The sequence below is a fragment of the Pseudoalteromonas sp. Of7M-16 genome (assembly GCF_022347805.1).
Classification (GTDB): Bacteria; Pseudomonadota; Gammaproteobacteria; order Enterobacterales; family Alteromonadaceae; genus Pseudoalteromonas; species Pseudoalteromonas luteoviolacea_F.
Genome location: NZ_JAKRFY010000033.1, coordinates 1 through 17,446 on the forward strand (window position 1 = coordinate 1; position 17,446 = coordinate 17,446).

Sequence of the window (17,446 nt, forward strand, 5' to 3'; positions counted from 1 at the left end):
AAGTTATATTTTGTTTTAGTATTCATTGTGTTAGTCCTATTTCTGTACTGTTCGTACTTAGTCGATGATGATTACGCGCTCTACCATGACAGCCTCCAATTTATGAGATTATTCATATTAATTATGATTTTCCGATTTATCACAAACATTAAATCGCTAAAAAACTGATAAAAATATAATCAGATACTAAAAACAAGATATTATTAAACTTGTTTAAAACATGATAAAAAAATAGCAAGAATTTTAACAAAATGTAACTGTAACAAATTACAGAGTTTAAAAAATAAACAGACTTATTTTATTATACACACAAAAAAACCCAGCCGATGACTGGGTTTTTAACTCATAAACAACACCAATATAAATACCTTAAAAAGGTAAATATAGTTTTATTTTTTATTATTATAAATTCAAGGATTTATAACTATTTATAGCACTGGCTTTTTCTTCATTTATCATTGCTATCAAGTCAAACCCATCCTCCATCCACCTTGTGGGGACAGAGACATCCTCAATTCTGAATTGCTCGGTATCATGATTGAACACACACAATTCATCTTGAATGGCAAAAATACCATGATCGAATGCTTTTCCAGGTGCTGCTTGCTTGATGTAAAACCGCTCTCTTTGGTCCTTGGCAGCTTTTTTCAGCGCTCTATGGTGGCAATATGGGTTATTTCCTCGCTTGCCAAAGAAAACATGCGCAGTCCAATGACAACCAGCACGGCAAACAGAAGCAAATTCACACGAGCCACACTCTCCCCATAAATGCCGTGTGGCATCCTCGGGCTCATTAATGTCATTGATCCGCATTTGCGGGCTATTTTGATAAATATCCTGCAATGTCCGCTCTCTAATATTACCTCCGACATATTCGTCTGACGGCAAAGAAGGACACCCTTTAATGCTTCCGTCAGCTTCAATACCGATGGCATTTTGTCCTGCACTACAACCGCGAGAAAATGCCCATTTGGGATCGATCGCTATCGGTTCTCGTAGCAGCCGTTCATATGGACCAAAATATCCGATGTTATTACCCATATGCACCCGGACTCCTTCGCTATTACCGCGTTTAGATAGGTAAGCTAGTAAAGGGAAAACATCCAATAACTCATAAGGTTGTAGTAAAATATGGGAGTTTTCAACTGCATTCCCCATGGGCACAGTTAAAGCAAGCTGCCATGCTGTTACACCTGCGTCTCGCAATACTTCGTACAACATTGGCAGCTCGGCGACGGACTCCCTGTTGACCTGAGAATTACAGGCAACGGGGATCCCTACTTCACGTAAATGCGAGATGGTTTTAAAGCACTGTTGATATGCTCCCTCCCGCCCACGCAGCAAGTCATGGCTTTGTTCCAGTCCATCAATCGACAATGAAACAGATGCAATACCAGCTGCTTTCATACGCTTAGCAGTACCAAGAGAAATGCCATAACCACCCGTCGTCATGGTGGCCTTCATTCCTTTTTTGGTGATCTCGGCTGCAATAAGCAGCCAGTCAGGTCGCATAAACGCCTCACCTCCAATCAGGGTAACTTCTTTAATACCTAGTTCAGCCATTTGAGAGACTAAATCAAGCGCCTCACTTGTGGACAATTCATTAACTCTGGCATCCCCTGCTCGAGAGCCACAATGGCTACAGGCAAGGTTGCACTTTAATGTAATTTCCCAAACTGCATATGTTTGTCGAAATTTAGCATTAACCCTAAGGTCTGAACGTTGGTTTAAGTCCGTCATAAGTTGCCCCTAATCAGATGTGAATTAATACGAGTCTGTGTCTTTTTTAGTCGTTGTTAGGTGTGCCGTATATTTGAACACCCGGGCCACTCGCCTGCACACCGAGCTCATCTTGCTCCTTACTTTGACTCGGGTAGTTATTGCTTAGAGATGAACCACCTTCAATTTTTGCCAATAATTCTTCTGCTTGGATAACTGCTTTTTTGTTTTGTTTGCTAGTTTTCATAAAACACCTCGTTAGGTTTGTTATAGTTAAAGTGAGTAGAAAGACATCCTTGCCTCTTTGCCACCAACGTAATTGGCGGCATTATTCCCGAATCAGTCTAAATAAGGTTGTTTATTAAACACTTAACGATAGCCTGCTGACGGTTCGCGCTCTGTGTTTTTTCGATGCAATTGGTCAAATGGAAATTGACTGTACGCTCTGTGATACCAAGTATTTGGCTTATTTCCCAAGACGTTTTGCCTTCAGATGCCCAAAGAACACAATCGCGCTCTCTCTTTGTAATATTGAAATGGTCTTTTCGACATCGTAATGCCGCATTGAGTAATGCAGGAGATAAGATAGTCCAGTACCAGTCTACCTGCTCTACAGTCACTTTATGAGCGAGGTCACATGGGACATTAAATACCAAAGCCCCGATAATGCCTTTTATGCCCCTAAGCGGCAAAACGTGTAAAGACTCTGCAATGTTTAGCGCACCAGTGAGCTTTGCAAGTGAACAAAGCCTAATGCCTGACTTTGAATGTGCGAGTACTTTGTCGCTTTCAAAAAGCACCGAGAGCTCTTCTTGATAGTGTCCATAAACTTGCACAGGCTGAATATGGTTCGGCAGTGGACTATAGTCTACGAATGCCAAACAGTCGTACCCTACATCACGAGCGATAGTTGTAAGTGCCTCTTTTAAATCATCTGCATGATGAATTGAATCAAACAAATCAATGATGCGTCTGATGGACTCTCCATCCTTAAATGGGTTGTAGCTATCTTGTTCGGTAGGTTTCATTTTTTCTTCCTCACATTCAAAGCAATGAGCGCGATTTAATATCAAGCTCCCGTGTCGTCATGTGATTAAATTTATCCCTGTGAGCGCGTCCAGTCAAAAAATCAAACAGATAAATATAACAATAAAAATCAATAACATAACCCAGTTTATTAGCGATAAAATTAACTATGTATTGTTTTATAATGAGCTATAATCTCCCCACTAAAAGCAACTTAAAGATTCGACATACATTCTTTCGTTGAAGTCTGCGCAAACCGAAGTATAGACACACAGGTGATAGTCAATATCAGCCAACCCCCACAGATGCTTTCTATTATGTACAGTCATTAAAAAAGTCCCTGTAAAAGGAAATAATCAGCGATGGCAACACAGCAGCACAAGCCACATCATGCAATACTGAGAAGGTGCCATTGCTTGCATAGTTAGGAAATAGAGCTGCTATTTTTTAGTAACCCAAATTGGTGGCGGTAGGTGCTTGGGTTGATCGCTTCTTGCTAATGAGTTACTGATTGAAAGGCTGAGTCAAAAAGAAACCGAGTTTGATGGTATACCGTGTGGCGCTTTGTTCGCACTAGGCGATGAGCAGCGGTTGTTTTTATTTTGGAAACTTAGTTTTGCGCGTAGAAGATAAAATTTGCAGCATGGAATGGCACTGAGAACAGATCACAGCTCTGTATATAGAGGTAACGCTGTTTTGTCTGACTTATGCTTAAAGCCGTTTTGAGCGATAAGAACTAATTGGTTACGCAGGCATTTTGATCTGGATATAGTTGAACATTTTCATCGTTAGAGAACTTCAAAAGGTCGCTGTATTTCATTTGACTGAGCTCTACTGAAACCAGCAAACTACTTTCTAACACACTATCTACCTTGAACTTTATTGGCTTGCGGTCAGTACATAGCCACAAACTTTGTTCTATCTGGCTGACATCATAATTTTTATCAAAATTATAAATACCAAGCACATGTGACGACGAGACTTTAACCATTAAATCACCCGACGACAACTGCGACTGGGTGCTGGCTTCTTCACTAATAAACTCTACATACCCATTGGTGTTGGATATGTATACCTTGTCTTCGCCTTTCTTGGACTTAGCTTTAAAAGTCAGTAATACCTGTCCTTTTTCAACTAAACTGCCAACCTCAAGTTGGTTGGCGCGTATGGCTGTTCCTGTCTCCCTGGTGAAGTAATATTCCACGGCGGGCTCTTGCAGGTACAATTGACCAATCATTGGCGTCTGAAAGGTCGGTAAGATCAAAGACAAAGTAAATAAGCTTTTCATATCAATCCGTAAGAAATAGTTCCTATCAATTGGTGAAATTCAGTCATAAGCCCAAAAAGTACTCCCTGTATCTAAACGCAATTAAGTACCTACAATTGAAACTTCACCACCGATTTATTCTGTAAATTTAATGTCTAGTGCCACATTGTTGGTGAGTATTAGTATCCCCTTCTCCAACCGCTAGATAACTTAACTCTATGCGCCAATTGATAGAAAAACTTCTTTGCTATCTGCCGATTAAGCAATCAGGTCTCGTATCTGGGCGTGTAACTGTGTCGGTATTACCACCACCAATTTGCTTTGTCAGCTGATTGCCGATGACTTCTTTATTCGACAATGTTTTTAGTTTCTTAGTTTTTAGAGAAAGTATCATGGTCCAGCTCCAATATCATTGTAAGGTTTATTATTTTTTATATTTATGGAATTAGTTATTAAAATCAGGTCTAGTGATTGGGCGTGTAACCGTATCCGTATTACCACCACCAATTTGCTTTGTTAGTTGTGCGCCCAATGCATCTTTGGATGTCAGTGTTTTTAGTTTTTTCGTTTTTAAAGAAAGAAACATGGCATAACTCCTAATATTATTTTTATTTGGTTTGACTATCTAGTCTTGTATTGTAACTGGACGCGTTACCGTGTCCGTATTACCGCCGCCAACTTGCTTTGTTAGCAGTGGGCCAATTACTTCTTTGTTTGTCAGTGTTTTTAATTTCTTTGTCTTTACAGAAAGCAACATGATCAAGCTCCACTATTGTTATTGGGTTTATTACTTAACTTTTAGATCAGGTTTAGGTGGTTGAATTGGTCGTGTAATTGTATCTGTGTTACCACCACCAATTTGCTTAGTTAACTGTCCACCTAGCGCATCATTACGAGTTAAAGATTTTAATTTTTTTGTTTTTAGAAAAAGTAGCATAGCTAAACTCCTGTTTATTCCATTACGCTTCTTAGGGCTAATTATTTAATTACTGTTTTTATTTTGCACATCTACGTGTGCTTTTGATGTTTCCAAGATAAACAAACTCAGCGTGTAATGGTAGTTATCAAACCTTATATAACCCCCGATAACATTTTGTAACCCACTGTTTTAAATAGATATAAAAATAAACATTGAAATATTCGGAATAATAACATTTGGCAATACTGCAAATATCATTTCAAAATAGTAAAAAAGTACTCACAAGGCTTTTCTAGCGGTAAATTTCTTTCCCAAAGGAACAGGCTGTCAATTTGATGCTCACAAGAAGTGCGCTTTGTTCAACAAATACAAATTAACTTCCATTGACAGTAAGTGGAATAAAAAGAGGAGTATATAAAGAAGTGTATCGTGTAGAGGTTAATAAACAGGCAAACACACAGTGTCTGCCCGTCATACTTCACTTGGTATTTGGCTATATTGCCGTGTCAGTCTCTAACAGAGACACCTTGAGCAGTTGATTTTCAACCACTTCAATCATATCTACGATTAAGCTGCCAGAGTCAGAGCTGCGCACTCTGTCAATGACAAACTTAGCGTCGTCCACCGTATAAATAGGCTCAATAATAGACTCAGTCGCGAAGTCTATTTTATGAATGCTCTCCCCGTCGGAGTGATAAATATGCCCATTTAAGATAGTGACAGAGTGTTTATATTTGGCAGGCGGTAACTCCAAATTATGTATCACTTCACCTGTGCGTAAATCGAACGCAGACAAAATATCATTGGATGACAAAGTGACTAACATAGTGTCATTTATTTTATCTAGCCATAGCGTACTTTGAGTTGGTAGCTCCCGCACTTTTTCATCTAGACTGGAAAGTACATAAGCTTTACTGTTCACCTTTGTCTCATCGACAACGGTATAGCTTATTTCACTCTCACTCCAATACTCTACAGATACAATGGTGCCATTGACAGGCTTCGCCAGTTTCAATGTTAAACCATCCAATGTGTAAACTTCGATTTTATTGGCGTAATGGATCAATAGTTCATCGGCAGCGCGGTTGTACCTGATGGTCTTGTAATCTGCGTCAGGTAGCCCCAAAGCGGAAACTTGACCATCATTGGCCTTAAAATTAATCCGATATAAGTGACCAATTCGAGTTAAAAATACATAACCGTTGGGTACCTCTATTGCCGCAGCATCCTCTCGAATACTCTTAATTTGAGGGCTCAGTACCTTATCTTGAATATCTAGGGTATAGATATCCATGACAAAGGGGTAACTGGTCATCAATAACTCGCGACTGTTAAGCGTTTCATAGTTGGCATAGGATTGCTCAGTCATTAATTTTTGCGCTTTCACTAGCCTTTGTTCATCCAGAGAAAAGCTGTAAACAATGTTTTTAGAGTTATCAAACCAAACTAACTGCCCAGACTTATCATCATAGTTTAAGGTCCAAATACGAGACTGAGACTCATGAAGCTTAACTTGATTACCACCATCAGGGTCCGTCATATAGAGTTCATTGATATCGTATTGACGTCTTTCAAATAAGATAATCTCCTTTTCAGGCACATAGGCCAAAAACCGATCTCCGTAAGAGTTCAAGTTTGGAGAGGTGATTTGAAACTCCTCGCCGGTCAATAAATCTCGATTGGTCAATGCCGATAATTCATCGCGATTTCGATAACCACTTTTGGCATACACGAGACGGTCTTGATTAATTCCACCCCCAGTCATGCTATTGAGCTTACAATCAAACAAAAATTGGTTACCCGACACAAAGTCAGCACTTAATTGCCACACTTGGCATTTGTCGCCATCAACGATTCTATAATAAATAGTACTTGAGTCCGCAGACCAGCCAACCGGGTAATAATTTACCCCCTGCTCTCCCAGCCTGCGTTCATGACCACTCTTTAAGCTTTTGACAACTAGAGAGTAATAATCAGTATCGCGCTGAATAAATGAATAAGCCACCATGGCATCATTCGGTGATAAATTGAGTAAGGTATAACGCCCTTGAACCCATGATAAAACACTTTCTTTGATCGGCTGATCAAGTGTCTGTAACACGCTTTCATCTTTGTTGGCGTAATCTAAATTAAATTGCACAACATCCAAACTTGCCAAAGTCACTGCACCAAGTACCGCAGCCCCTGCCAACAACCAACTCAAGCGTTTACCCCGCTGGGCTTTAGGCTGTTCTGGTATCTCGCGCGTGATCGCGTCTAAAGGGTTGGTAATCGTTCTATCGGGGTTTGACTCAGGGGAAGTATTGGAAGGTTGATCAGGATGGTAAATGATCTGTGGTTCGAGAAAAAAGCTATATCCTTTTCGGTAATGGGTTTTAACTACAATACCACGCTGTTTGTCTGATTTGAGAATTTTGCGCAACTCAGACATAGCACGGTTAATCGCATTATCATCAACAAAATTTTGGTTCCAAACGTCATCTACCAAATCTTGCCGAGTGATAATTTGCTCATTATTAATGATCAAATAGCACAGTAAACGAAATAAAAGAGGCTCCAATTCCCGTGTTGTATCGCCATCAGAGATACACTGACGCTTGGGATCCAGCACCCATTCGCCAAATTTTACTTCCTTTACTTGCCTAGAAAATCTCACTTCATTCATGATGAATTTTACACGAACAGGGTCCTAACAAATCACCATTTTACTTAAAGCAATTTTTTACTCAAGCAAATATGTTAAACGTTGTAACTCATTGCTTTTAATTATGCAATAAAGTGAGAACGGCCTTTAGCGTGCACCCTAACAGTAATTATTTATAATTATTAACCTAAGTTATACGTGAACAGCCATACGTGATAATTAGGTGGCTCATCTAAGCTAAAAATATAACATAACATAGTAACGAGAAAAAAACACAGTAGTATTGTATTCGGGTTAATAAGCGTTTGGTTAGATCTGTACCAGTCTCATATTTGAGGCATAAAAAAACCCACATGCCATTAGCATGTGGGTTTTAAACCAAATAGGTGGTTGGTTATTTGCGCAACTGGCGAATAACGCGTAGCTGTGCAAGCGCTTCTTCAAGCTGTACAGCTGCTCGATCGTAATCAAGGTCAGCAGTAGAACCTGAAGACATTTGCGCTTGAGCTTCACGTCTGGCTTCTTCAGCAGCCTGCTCGTCAAGTTCTTCACCACGGATAGCAACGTCCGCTAGAACGGTTACTGTCTTAGGTTGAACTTCAAGCGTACCGCCTGCAACGTAGATGATCTCTTCAGTACCATCTTCTTTAACCAAACGAACCATACCAGGTTTTAGGCCAGTCAGGAGTGGCGCGTGGCCAGGGTGAATACCTAATTCACCTTCACTACCTGTTACTTGAATCGTTGCAACAGCACCAGAGAAAACACTCTGTTCTGCGCTCACTACGTCAAGTTGTACTGTCATTGCCATAACAACCTCCTAATTACATGTTTTTAGCTTTATCAACTGCTTCGTCGATTGAGCCAACCATGTAGAATGCCTGCTCAGGCATATCATCGTAATCACCGTTTAGGATGCCCTTAAAGCCAGAGATTGTGTCTTTAAGAGATACGTATTTACCAGGTGCACCTGTGAATACCTCAGCAACGAAGAACGGCTGAGATAGGAAACGCTGGATTTTACGTGCACGAGATACAACTTGCTTATCTTCATCAGATAGCTCGTCCATACCTAGGATCGCGATGATGTCTTTCAGCTCTTTATAACGCTGAAGTACAGTCTGAACGCCACGTGCAGTCTCATAGTGCTCGTTACCGATTACTTGAGGGTCTAGCTGACGTGAAGTTGAATCTAGTGGATCTACCGCTGGGTAGATACCTAGAGACGCGATGTCACGTGAAAGTACTACTGTCGCGTCAAGGTGCGCGAACGTAGTAGCTGGTGATGGGTCAGTCAAGTCATCCGCAGGTACGTATACCGCTTGGATTGAAGTGATTGAACCAGTCTTAGTAGATGCGATACGCTCCTGTAGAACACCCATCTCTTCTGCAAGAGTTGGCTGATAACCTACCGCTGAAGGCATACGACCTAGTAGTGCTGATACCTCAGTACCTGCAAGCGTATAACGGTAGATGTTATCTACGAAGAAAAGTACGTCACGACCTTCGTCACGGAACTTCTCAGCCATAGTTAGACCCGTTAGTGCAACACGTAGACGGTTACCCGGTGGCTCGTTCATCTGACCATATACTAGAGATACTTTGTCTAGTACGTTTGAGTCGTTCATCTCATGGTAGAAATCGTTACCCTCACGAGTACGCTCACCAACACCTGCGAATACAGAGTAACCGCTGTGCTCGATTGCGATGTTACGGATAAGTTCCATCATGTTTACGGTTTTACCTACACCGGCACCACCGAATAGACCAACTTTACCACCTTTCGCGAACGGACATACAAGGTCGATTACCTTGATACCTGTTTCTAGTAGCTCAACTGAACTTGATTGATCTTCGTATGAAGGCGCAGCACGGTGAATTGACATACGCTCTTCTTCACCAATTGGACCTGCTTCATCGATAGGCTGACCAAGTACGTCCATGATACGACCTAGGGTCTTTGTACCAACTGGAACCTTGATTGGCTCACCTGTGCCTTCTACTGAGATACCACGACGTAGACCGTCAGTAGTACCAAGTGCGATACCACGTACCACACCGCCACCTAGCTGCTGTTGCACTTCTAGTGTCAAACCAGCTAGGTCGCCTTCTGTAACTTTTAGTGCGTCATATACGGCTGGCACGTTGTCTTGTGGGAACTCAATGTCCACAACGGCGCCGATAATTTGGACGACCTTACCTAAACTCATGTCTATTCCTCTCGTTAAACTTTGCCGAAGCGTTATACAGCAGCCGAACCGCCAACAATCTCACTGATCTCTTGTGTGATTGCAGCCTGACGTGCTTTGTTGTAAACAAGTTGCAGCTCATCCATTAGGTCGCCTGCGTTATCAGTTGCGGCTTTCATCGCAACCATACGGGCAGCCTGTTCAGATGCAGCATTTTCTACTACACCCTGGTACACCTGTGACTCAATGAAACGTACCAATAGCGTCTCTAGGATCGCTTCTGGGCTCGGCTCATATAAGTAATCCCAAGCGTGGGCTGATACTTCTTCTTCAGCTTTTGGCAAAGGTAATAACTGTTCGATCGTTGGCTCTTGCTTCATCGTGTTAACGAATTTGTTGTACACAACGAACAAGCGGTCAATTTTACCTTCAGCAAATGCGTCTAGCATTACTTTTACAGGACCAATTACATCCTGAATTGAAGGTGCATCTCCAAGACCCGCTTTCTTAGCGAGTAACTCACCGCCAAAACGTTGGAAGAAACCAGCTGCCTTGCTACCTAAAGTAGCAAATTCGGCATCAACGCCTTTATCTTTCCACGCTTTAACGTCTTGCGTGATTTTCTTAAACTCATTTGAGTTCAAGCCACCACACAGACCACGGTCAGTTGAGATAACAATATAACCAACTCGCTTTACATCACGGTCCTCAAGGAACGGGTGATGAAAGTCAAGATTTGCTTGAGCAACACGACCGATCACTTTGCGTAAGTTCTCAGCGTATGGACGGCTTGACGCCACACGGTCTTGTGCCTTCTTCATTTTAGAAGCGGCAACCATTTCCATCGCGCTGGTGATCTTCTGAGTATTCTTAATACTCCCGATCTTGCTTTTTATCTCTTTTCCGCTGGCCATGACTCTCTCTCCGAATCAGTGGTGACCGAAGTCACCATGAATAACTAAATTACCAAGTTTGCGTCGACTTGAACTTCTCTAGAAGTTCTTTAAGTTGCGCTTCAATCTCAGCGTTGTAGTTACCAGTTTCGTTGATTTGAGTCATCAGCGCTGCGTATGTGCTGTTTGCAAAACCAATTAGGCCTTCTTCGAAATCACCAATTTTGTTGATTTCGATGTCTTGTAGGAAGCCTTTCTCAGCAGCAAATAGAGACAGAGACATTTCAGCAACAGACATAGGTGCATATTGCTTCTGCTTCATTAGCTCTGTTACGCGCTCACCGTGCTCAAGCTGTGCACGTGTTGCATCGTCAAGGTCAGAAGCGAACTGAGAGAACGCTGCTAGTTCACGGTACTGAGCTAGCGCTAGACGGATACCACCACCTAGTTTCTTAACGATTTTCGTTTGCGCTGCACCACCTACACGAGATACCGAGATACCAGCGTTAACAGCTGGACGGATACCTGCGTTGAATAAGTCAGTTTCTAGGAAGATCTGACCATCGGTGATTGAGATAACGTTAGTAGGTACGAATGCAGAAACGTCACCACCTTGAGTTTCAATGATTGGCAATGCCGTCAATGAACCTGTTTTACCTTTCACTTCACCATTAGTGAACTTCTCAACGTAATCAGCGTTTACACGTGATGCACGCTCTAGAAGACGTGAGTGAAGGTAGAATACGTCACCTGGGTATGCTTCACGACCTGGTGGACGCTTAAGTAGTAGTGAGATCTGACGGTAAGCAACAGCTTGCTTAGACAGGTCATCATATACGATTAGCGCGTCTTCACCGCGGTCACGGAAGTATTCACCCATAGTACAACCAGCAAATGGCGCTAGGTATTGTAGCGCTGCTGATTCAGAAGCAGATGCAACAACAACGATTGTGTTTTCAAGTGCACCGTGCTCTTCTAATTTACGTACTACGTTTGCGATAGTAGATGCTTTTTGACCAACCGCTACGTACACACACTTAACGCCTGTGTCTTTTTGGTTGATGATAGCATCGATAGCAAGTGCAGTTTTACCAGTCTGACGGTCACCGATAACTAGCTCACGCTGACCACGACCAACTGGGATCATCGCATCGATAGACTTATAACCAGTTTGTACTGGCTCGTCTACTGATTGACGCTCGATTACACCTGGTGCAATTTTTTCAACTGGTTCGAAACCATCGTTGTCTAGTGCACCTTTACCATCGATTGGTGCACCTAGTGTGTTAACAACACGACCTAGTAGACCACGGCCTACTGGTACTTCAAGGATACGACCTGTAGATTGTACTTTTACGCCTTCTTTAAGGTCTGCGTAAGGACCCATTACTACTGCACCTACTGAGTCGCGCTCAAGGTTTAGTGCGATAGCATAACGGTTGCCAGGAAGCTCGATCATCTCACCTTGCATACAGTCAGCTAGACCGTGGATGCGGATGATACCGTCTGTAACAGATACGATAGTACCTTCGTTACGTGCTTCACTTACAACTTCAAACTGCTCAATACGCTGCTTGATCAGTGCAGAAATTTCTGTGGAATTAAGTTGCATGCTCTTTTTCCCAATTACGATTGTAGCGACACTGCTAAGCGGTCTAATTTACCGCGTACGCTACCGTCAATTACGGTATCGCCAGCCTTAATAACCAAACCGCTTACTACGGTTTCATCGATGCTACAATTCAGCTTAACTTTGCGTGCGAAACGTTTTTCTAACGCAGCGCCCAATTTATCTTGCTGCTCTTGCGCAAGTTCAGTTGCAGAAACCACGTCAACGTCAATTTCTTTGTCATAATCTGCTTTAAATTCAGCAAATAATTCAGCAACTGCAGGGACTGCAGATAAACGCTCATTTTCGGCCATCAGCTTGATAAGATTTTGACCTTGCTCGTCGAGTTGCTCAGCGCATAGCTTTAGAATGATCTCAGACTGTTCAGCCTGAGTAGCGATGCTACCCAGTAACGCCTGAACCTGTTCATCGCTGGTCACTTGACCGGCGAAGAACAGCATTTCATTCCAAGCTTCAACTGTGCCTTTTTCAACAGCAAGTTCAAAAGCCGCTTTAGCGTATGGGCGAGCGATAGTAGTCAATTCAGACATGCTCATACCCTCCTAATTAAAGCTCAGCAACTAGCTTATCAACGATATCGCTGTGTGCGTCTTGATTGATTTCACGCTCTAAAATCTTTTCTGCGCCAACCAAAGCCAGACTAGCTACTTGAGTACGTAGCTCTTCTTTCACACGGTTACGCTCTGTTTCGATTTCAGAGTGTCCTTGAGCAATAATCTTCTCACGCTCTTGTTGACCACGAATAGTTTCTTCGTCAACGATAAGCGCAGCACGCTTTTTAGCTTGCTCAATGATTTCAGCCGCTTGAGTCTTTGCTTCTTTAAGCTGCTCAGCAGCTTTTTCACGCGCTTGCTCAAGATCTTTTTCAGCTTTATCAGAGGCAGCTAAACCATCTTCAATTTTCTTCTGGCGAGCTTCAATTGCACTATTTAGCGGTGGCCATACGTATTTCATACAGAAAAGTACGAATACCGTAAATGCAATTAATTCACCTATTAGAGTGGCGTTTAAGTTCACGACCGCTCCTCCTTACTTGACAGTTGTTCGATTCAGCTATTGTCTAAAAAATTAAAGCGCGAACAACATGTACATAGCGATACCAACACCGATCATCGCTACCGCATCGATTAGACCAGCAAGGATGAACATTTTAACTTGTAGTGAAGGTGCAAGCTCAGGCTGACGAGCACATGCTTCTAGGAATTTACCACCCATGTTACCGAAGCCGATAGCAGTACCGATAGCACCGAAGCCGATAAGTAAAGCAACAGCGATAAGCTTAAGACCTAATACTAGTTCCATTTTTTTCTCCAAAGTTTCATTTGTAAATTAAAGTTAAAGTTAAAAAATCTTTTAAAAATTATATTCTTAGTGGCTATCTTTTGCACTTGCCATGCTCAGGTATACGATCGTAAGCATCATGAATACGAATGCCTGTAGAACGATAACTAAGATGTGGAAAGCAGCCCAGATAAAGTGCAGTGGTAACTGCATTAAGCCAATTGCACCGATCAAGATGAAGATCATTTCACCCGCGTACAAGTTACCGAACAAACGCAGTGCTAGCGAGAAAGGCTTAGCAAATAGCGCGATAGTTTCAAGTAACAAGTTACAAGGGATAAGGAAAATCATGCCAATCTTGTTTTTAGTGCTGAACGGGTGAAGTGTTAGTTCAGCAATAAAACCACCGATGCCTTTGATTTTAATTGAATAACCGATCATCAGAAGGAATACGCCGATAGCCAATGCTGCCGTCATATTTAAGTCCGTTGTCGGTACAATTTTCATGTATACATCGTGTGAGTCCATACCAAATGCAGTTTCGCCAACAAAGCCAGCAAATGCAGGTAGGAAGTCAACAGGAACCAAGTCCATTAAGTTCATTAAGAACACCCAAACAAAAATTGTTAGGGCTAATGGGGCAATCAGCTTGCTGTTACCATGATAAGTATCGCGTACGTTGTCGCCAACGAACTCAACAATCATCTCAATAAAGCACTGAAATTTGCCAGGTACACCAGTAGTGGATTTTTTAGCGGCGCTTCGGAAGATCCATAAAAAAACCAGACCTAAACCGATTGACCATGCGAGGGTATCTACGTGCCATGTCCAGAATCCACTATCCGCACATGCTTTATTGAAGGCAAGACCGGCATCGGTCGAGCACATCTTGGCATTGGTCAAGTGGTGCTGAATATGGCTTGATAGAGTAACTTCTTCTGCAGCCATGTTTTATCCCAAAAGTTAATGATTAAAAAAAATCGGTGCTAGCCACTGCGAGAACATCACTAGTATGTAACAGCAGAAAAATGGCAACGCCATGACACTCAAATGTTTAAACGCCAGTGCAAACATGCAAATGGTTAGCAAAAATTTTAATCCTTTGCCTCGTTTTAACGAGTCATACACTTGATTCGCTTTACTCGCTCCGACAAATCGGAATGAATACAAAGCAAATACTAAATTGGGAAGCACAATAGCAAAGCCGCCAACCAACGCTGACATGCCGGCTTGGGCTCCCCAACCTACTAAAACTATTACTGCAGCTACTAATGCTACGATACCCTGAAGCAAGACACCTTTTAATGCGGCTCGTCTATACGGGCCAGCTAACGAATGAGTCACTTTATATTAACCTTAATGACGCTAAAATTTATCAGGGTATAAAAACTGGCGAAATTATACTGATTTCTGCTCAATTTGCAACTTGACGCGACGAAATGAGGTATAAATTAAGCACTCAATCCGCCGCAAAATTGACCTTTAGGAGGGTTGTTGTAAATCTGGGTGGATCCGCCCAAGAATACCGTCTAGTTCATCAAGATCTGCGTAGGATATAACCAGCTTTCCTTTGCCTTTTTGATTGTAGTTGATCTCGACTTTCGCCCCCAAATTTTCTGCAAGCTGTTGCTCTAACAGTTTGACATCGGGGTCTTTTTCCTTTGTTTCTTTTTTAACCACAGGTTCCTGCATGGTACGAACTAACTTTTCGGTTTCACGCACAGTCAGCCCTTTTGCAACCGCAGTGCGAGCAGCCTCGGATTGAGCTTCACCTTGTAGTGATAATAAACAGCGAGCATGGCCCATTTCTATATCACCATGTTCTAACAAGATTTTTACATCATCATTGAGGTTGATTAAACGTAACAAGTTAGTCACAGTTGTACGAGATTTACCTACAGCATCAGCAACTTGCTGGTGGGTTAACTGAAATTCAGTGAGTAGTCGATCAAGCGCAACAGCTTCTTCCATGGCATTAAGATCTTCACGTTGAATATTTTCTATTAACGCAATCGCTACTGCTGCATCATCTTCCACATCTTTGATAATGCAAGGCACAACGTCCAAACCAGCAAGCTGTGAAGCACGCCAACGACGCTCACCCGCAATAATTTCATACTGTTCAGAACTCAATTGTCTCACGACAATGGGTTGTAACACGCCCTGTGCTCGTATTGAGTTTGCCAACTCTTCAAGCGCTTGTTCTGACATATCTTTACGCGGTTGATACTTGCCGCGCTGTAAAAATTCGATCGGCAACCGCTGTAATTCTTGATCTGATGTTTCTGACTGTTGGCTATCAGGGGTGGGTGCCAGCTCAGCAGCTTGCACTTTCGTTTCTTCAGGGGGAGTCATACCTGAAGGTGGCTTAGCAGAACTTAATAATGCATCTAAGCCTCTACCTAATCCTCTTTTTTTCACCGACATGTTGTTTTTTATCCTCTTAAGCTACAGCAGCGGCTTGTTTTTCTTGGCGGCGTAACATTTCTCCAGCTAGTGCAAGATATGCTTTTGCACCACTGGATGCTCGATCGTAATACATCGCCGGCGCACCAAAACTTGGCGCCTCAGCTAAGCGTACATTCCTTGGGATCACAGTGCGGTATACTTTTTCACCAAAATGTTGTTTAAGCTGTTCTGATACATCATTTGCTAATCGATTTCTAGGGTCGTACATGGTACGTAAAATCCCTTCAATTTGCAGCTCCGGGTTAACCAATTTCGACAACTGAGTAATGGTATCCATCAATGCCGTCAACCCTTCCAATGCATAATACTCACATTGCATCGGCACCATAACAGAATCAGCAGCAGCCATTGCATTGACGGTCAGCATATTTAATGAAGGGGGACAGTCAATAAATATAAACTCGTAGTCGTCTTGAATAGACTCAATGGCGTTACGCAAGCGGACTTCACGGGCGAACAGCTCCATCAACTTCACTTCCGCAGCGGTTACATCACCATTGGCCGAAATGAGATCATATTCACCAGAAGTGTCTGTACAGATCACCTCTTTGATGGGCGTTTCTTCGATCAGTAGATCATAGATAGTTGCCACGTCACTATATTTATCAACACCACTGCCCATGGTGGCATTACCTTGTGGATCCAAATCTATCAGCAGTACTTTTCTTTTCGTTGCCGCCATCGAGGCAGCAAGGTTAACCGCAGTGGTTGTTTTGCCAACACCACCTTTTTGGTTTGCAATTGCAATGACTCTAGCCACAGTGTCCTCGAGTTTAGTCTTTAGTAAGAATAATTAAATGACGTTCACCTTCAAGGTTAGGTACCTGCAAGGTGATATTTTGCTCTAAAGAAATGCCTTCAGGCAGACTATTTAATTCATCTTGCGGATACATTCCTTTCAGTGCAACAAATCGTCCCGATGAGTCAATCAAGTGTGTACACCATTGCACCATATCTTGCAGGGACGCAAATGCACGACTCAGTACACCGTCTAATTTAACACTTGGCTGATATTCTTCAACACGAGACTGCACAGGTGTCACGTTTTTTAGTCCAAGCGCATGTTTTACTTGGGTTAAAAAACGTACTCTTTTTCCAAGACTATCAAGCAGTACAAACTCAGTGTCGGGCAAAGCGATTGCCAATACAATGCCAGGTAAACCAGGACCTGTGCCGACATCAATATAATGTTTGCCAGTAAGATGAGGCGCAACAACCAGTGAATCCAAAATATGTTTAACCATCATCTCTTTTGGATCACGCACAGAAGTCAGGTTGTAGGCTTTATTCCATTTGTCGAGCAGCCCGACATAATCGACAAGCTGCTGTTTTTGATTTTCGGTCAGCGAAATCTCGGTTTCAGCCAACAAAGCATTGAGTTGTTCTAATAACACAGTTTTCCATTGCTG

General features: G+C 42.3%; 21 protein-coding genes. All 21 read right to left on the bottom strand.

The window, feature by feature from the left end:
• Window positions 1-402 precede the first annotated feature (402 nt).
• Entirely contained in the window at window positions 403-1,740 is a 1,338-nt protein-coding gene (locus tag MHN81_RS24250; protein ID WP_023400924.1) for a radical SAM protein, read from the bottom strand.
• Window positions 1,741-1,786: 46 nt separating this feature from the next.
• Window positions 1,787-1,966 (bottom strand): hypothetical protein, encoded by a 180-nt coding sequence (locus MHN81_RS24255; protein WP_023400925.1) that lies wholly within the window; start codon window positions 1,964-1,966, stop codon window positions 1,787-1,789.
• A 97-nt stretch (window positions 1,967-2,063) separates the two neighbouring features.
• Window positions 2,064-2,747, bottom strand: coding sequence for a helix-turn-helix transcriptional regulator (locus MHN81_RS28195; protein ID WP_023400926.1), 684 nt, complete (start codon window positions 2,745-2,747; stop codon window positions 2,064-2,066).
• 734 nt (window positions 2,748-3,481) lie between these two features.
• Entirely contained in the window at window positions 3,482-4,033 is a 552-nt protein-coding gene (locus MHN81_RS24265) for a hypothetical protein (protein WP_023400927.1), read from the bottom strand.
• A 226-nt stretch (window positions 4,034-4,259) separates the two neighbouring features.
• On the bottom strand, window positions 4,260-4,406 hold the full coding sequence (locus tag MHN81_RS24270; protein ID WP_023400928.1) for a hypothetical protein: 147 nt from the start codon (window positions 4,404-4,406) through the stop codon (window positions 4,260-4,262).
• Window positions 4,407-4,457: 51 nt separating this feature from the next.
• Window positions 4,458-4,598: a hypothetical protein gene (locus tag MHN81_RS24275; RefSeq protein WP_023400929.1), complete on the bottom strand. Its 141-nt coding sequence runs from the start codon at window positions 4,596-4,598 to the stop codon at window positions 4,458-4,460.
• Window positions 4,599-4,637: 39 nt separating this feature from the next.
• Window positions 4,638-4,769, bottom strand: a complete 132-nt coding sequence (locus MHN81_RS28200; RefSeq protein ID WP_023400930.1) for a hypothetical protein — start codon at window positions 4,767-4,769, stop codon at window positions 4,638-4,640.
• Window positions 4,770-4,799: 30 nt separating this feature from the next.
• Window positions 4,800-4,949 (bottom strand): hypothetical protein, encoded by a 150-nt coding sequence (locus MHN81_RS24280; RefSeq protein ID WP_023400931.1) that lies wholly within the window; start codon window positions 4,947-4,949, stop codon window positions 4,800-4,802.
• Between the two features lie 475 nt (window positions 4,950-5,424).
• Complete coding sequence (locus MHN81_RS24285) at window positions 5,425-7,596, bottom strand: winged helix-turn-helix domain-containing protein (RefSeq protein ID WP_023400932.1); 2,172 nt, start codon at window positions 7,594-7,596, stop codon at window positions 5,425-5,427.
• Window positions 7,597-7,969: 373 nt separating this feature from the next.
• Window positions 7,970-8,386, bottom strand: coding sequence for a F0F1 ATP synthase subunit epsilon (locus MHN81_RS24290; RefSeq protein WP_023400933.1), 417 nt, complete (start codon window positions 8,384-8,386; stop codon window positions 7,970-7,972).
• Between the two features lie 13 nt (window positions 8,387-8,399).
• On the bottom strand, window positions 8,400-9,785 hold the full coding sequence (gene atpD, locus MHN81_RS24295) for a F0F1 ATP synthase subunit beta (protein ID WP_023400934.1): 1,386 nt from the start codon (window positions 9,783-9,785) through the stop codon (window positions 8,400-8,402).
• Between the two features lie 32 nt (window positions 9,786-9,817).
• Entirely contained in the window at window positions 9,818-10,678 is an 861-nt protein-coding gene (gene atpG / locus MHN81_RS24300; RefSeq protein WP_023400935.1) for a F0F1 ATP synthase subunit gamma, read from the bottom strand.
• 49 nt (window positions 10,679-10,727) lie between these two features.
• Complete coding sequence (gene atpA / locus MHN81_RS24305; protein ID WP_023400936.1) at window positions 10,728-12,269, bottom strand: F0F1 ATP synthase subunit alpha; 1,542 nt, start codon at window positions 12,267-12,269, stop codon at window positions 10,728-10,730.
• Window positions 12,270-12,283: 14 nt separating this feature from the next.
• On the bottom strand, window positions 12,284-12,817 hold the full coding sequence (atpH, locus tag MHN81_RS24310; RefSeq protein ID WP_023400937.1) for a F0F1 ATP synthase subunit delta: 534 nt from the start codon (window positions 12,815-12,817) through the stop codon (window positions 12,284-12,286).
• A 16-nt stretch (window positions 12,818-12,833) separates the two neighbouring features.
• Entirely contained in the window at window positions 12,834-13,304 is a 471-nt protein-coding gene (gene atpF, locus MHN81_RS24315; RefSeq protein ID WP_023400938.1) for a F0F1 ATP synthase subunit B, read from the bottom strand.
• A 51-nt stretch (window positions 13,305-13,355) separates the two neighbouring features.
• A complete protein-coding gene (gene atpE, locus MHN81_RS24320; RefSeq protein ID WP_023400939.1) occupies window positions 13,356-13,589 on the bottom strand; it encodes a F0F1 ATP synthase subunit C in 234 nt (77 codons plus the stop codon).
• Between the two features lie 66 nt (window positions 13,590-13,655).
• On the bottom strand, window positions 13,656-14,516 hold the full coding sequence (gene atpB, locus MHN81_RS24325; protein ID WP_023400940.1) for a F0F1 ATP synthase subunit A: 861 nt from the start codon (window positions 14,514-14,516) through the stop codon (window positions 13,656-13,658).
• A 15-nt stretch (window positions 14,517-14,531) separates the two neighbouring features.
• Window positions 14,532-14,912 (bottom strand): ATP synthase subunit I, encoded by a 381-nt coding sequence (locus MHN81_RS24330; RefSeq protein WP_023400941.1) that lies wholly within the window; start codon window positions 14,910-14,912, stop codon window positions 14,532-14,534.
• A 138-nt stretch (window positions 14,913-15,050) separates the two neighbouring features.
• Window positions 15,051-15,995, bottom strand: coding sequence for a ParB/RepB/Spo0J family partition protein (locus MHN81_RS24335; RefSeq protein WP_023400942.1), 945 nt, complete (start codon window positions 15,993-15,995; stop codon window positions 15,051-15,053).
• Window positions 15,996-16,011: 16 nt separating this feature from the next.
• Window positions 16,012-16,797, bottom strand: a complete 786-nt coding sequence (locus MHN81_RS24340; protein ID WP_023400943.1) for a ParA family protein — start codon at window positions 16,795-16,797, stop codon at window positions 16,012-16,014.
• Between the two features lie 13 nt (window positions 16,798-16,810).
• Window positions 16,811-17,431, bottom strand: a complete 621-nt coding sequence (gene rsmG / locus MHN81_RS24345) for a 16S rRNA (guanine(527)-N(7))-methyltransferase RsmG (RefSeq protein ID WP_023400944.1) — start codon at window positions 17,429-17,431, stop codon at window positions 16,811-16,813.
• Window positions 17,432-17,446 lie beyond the last annotated feature (15 nt).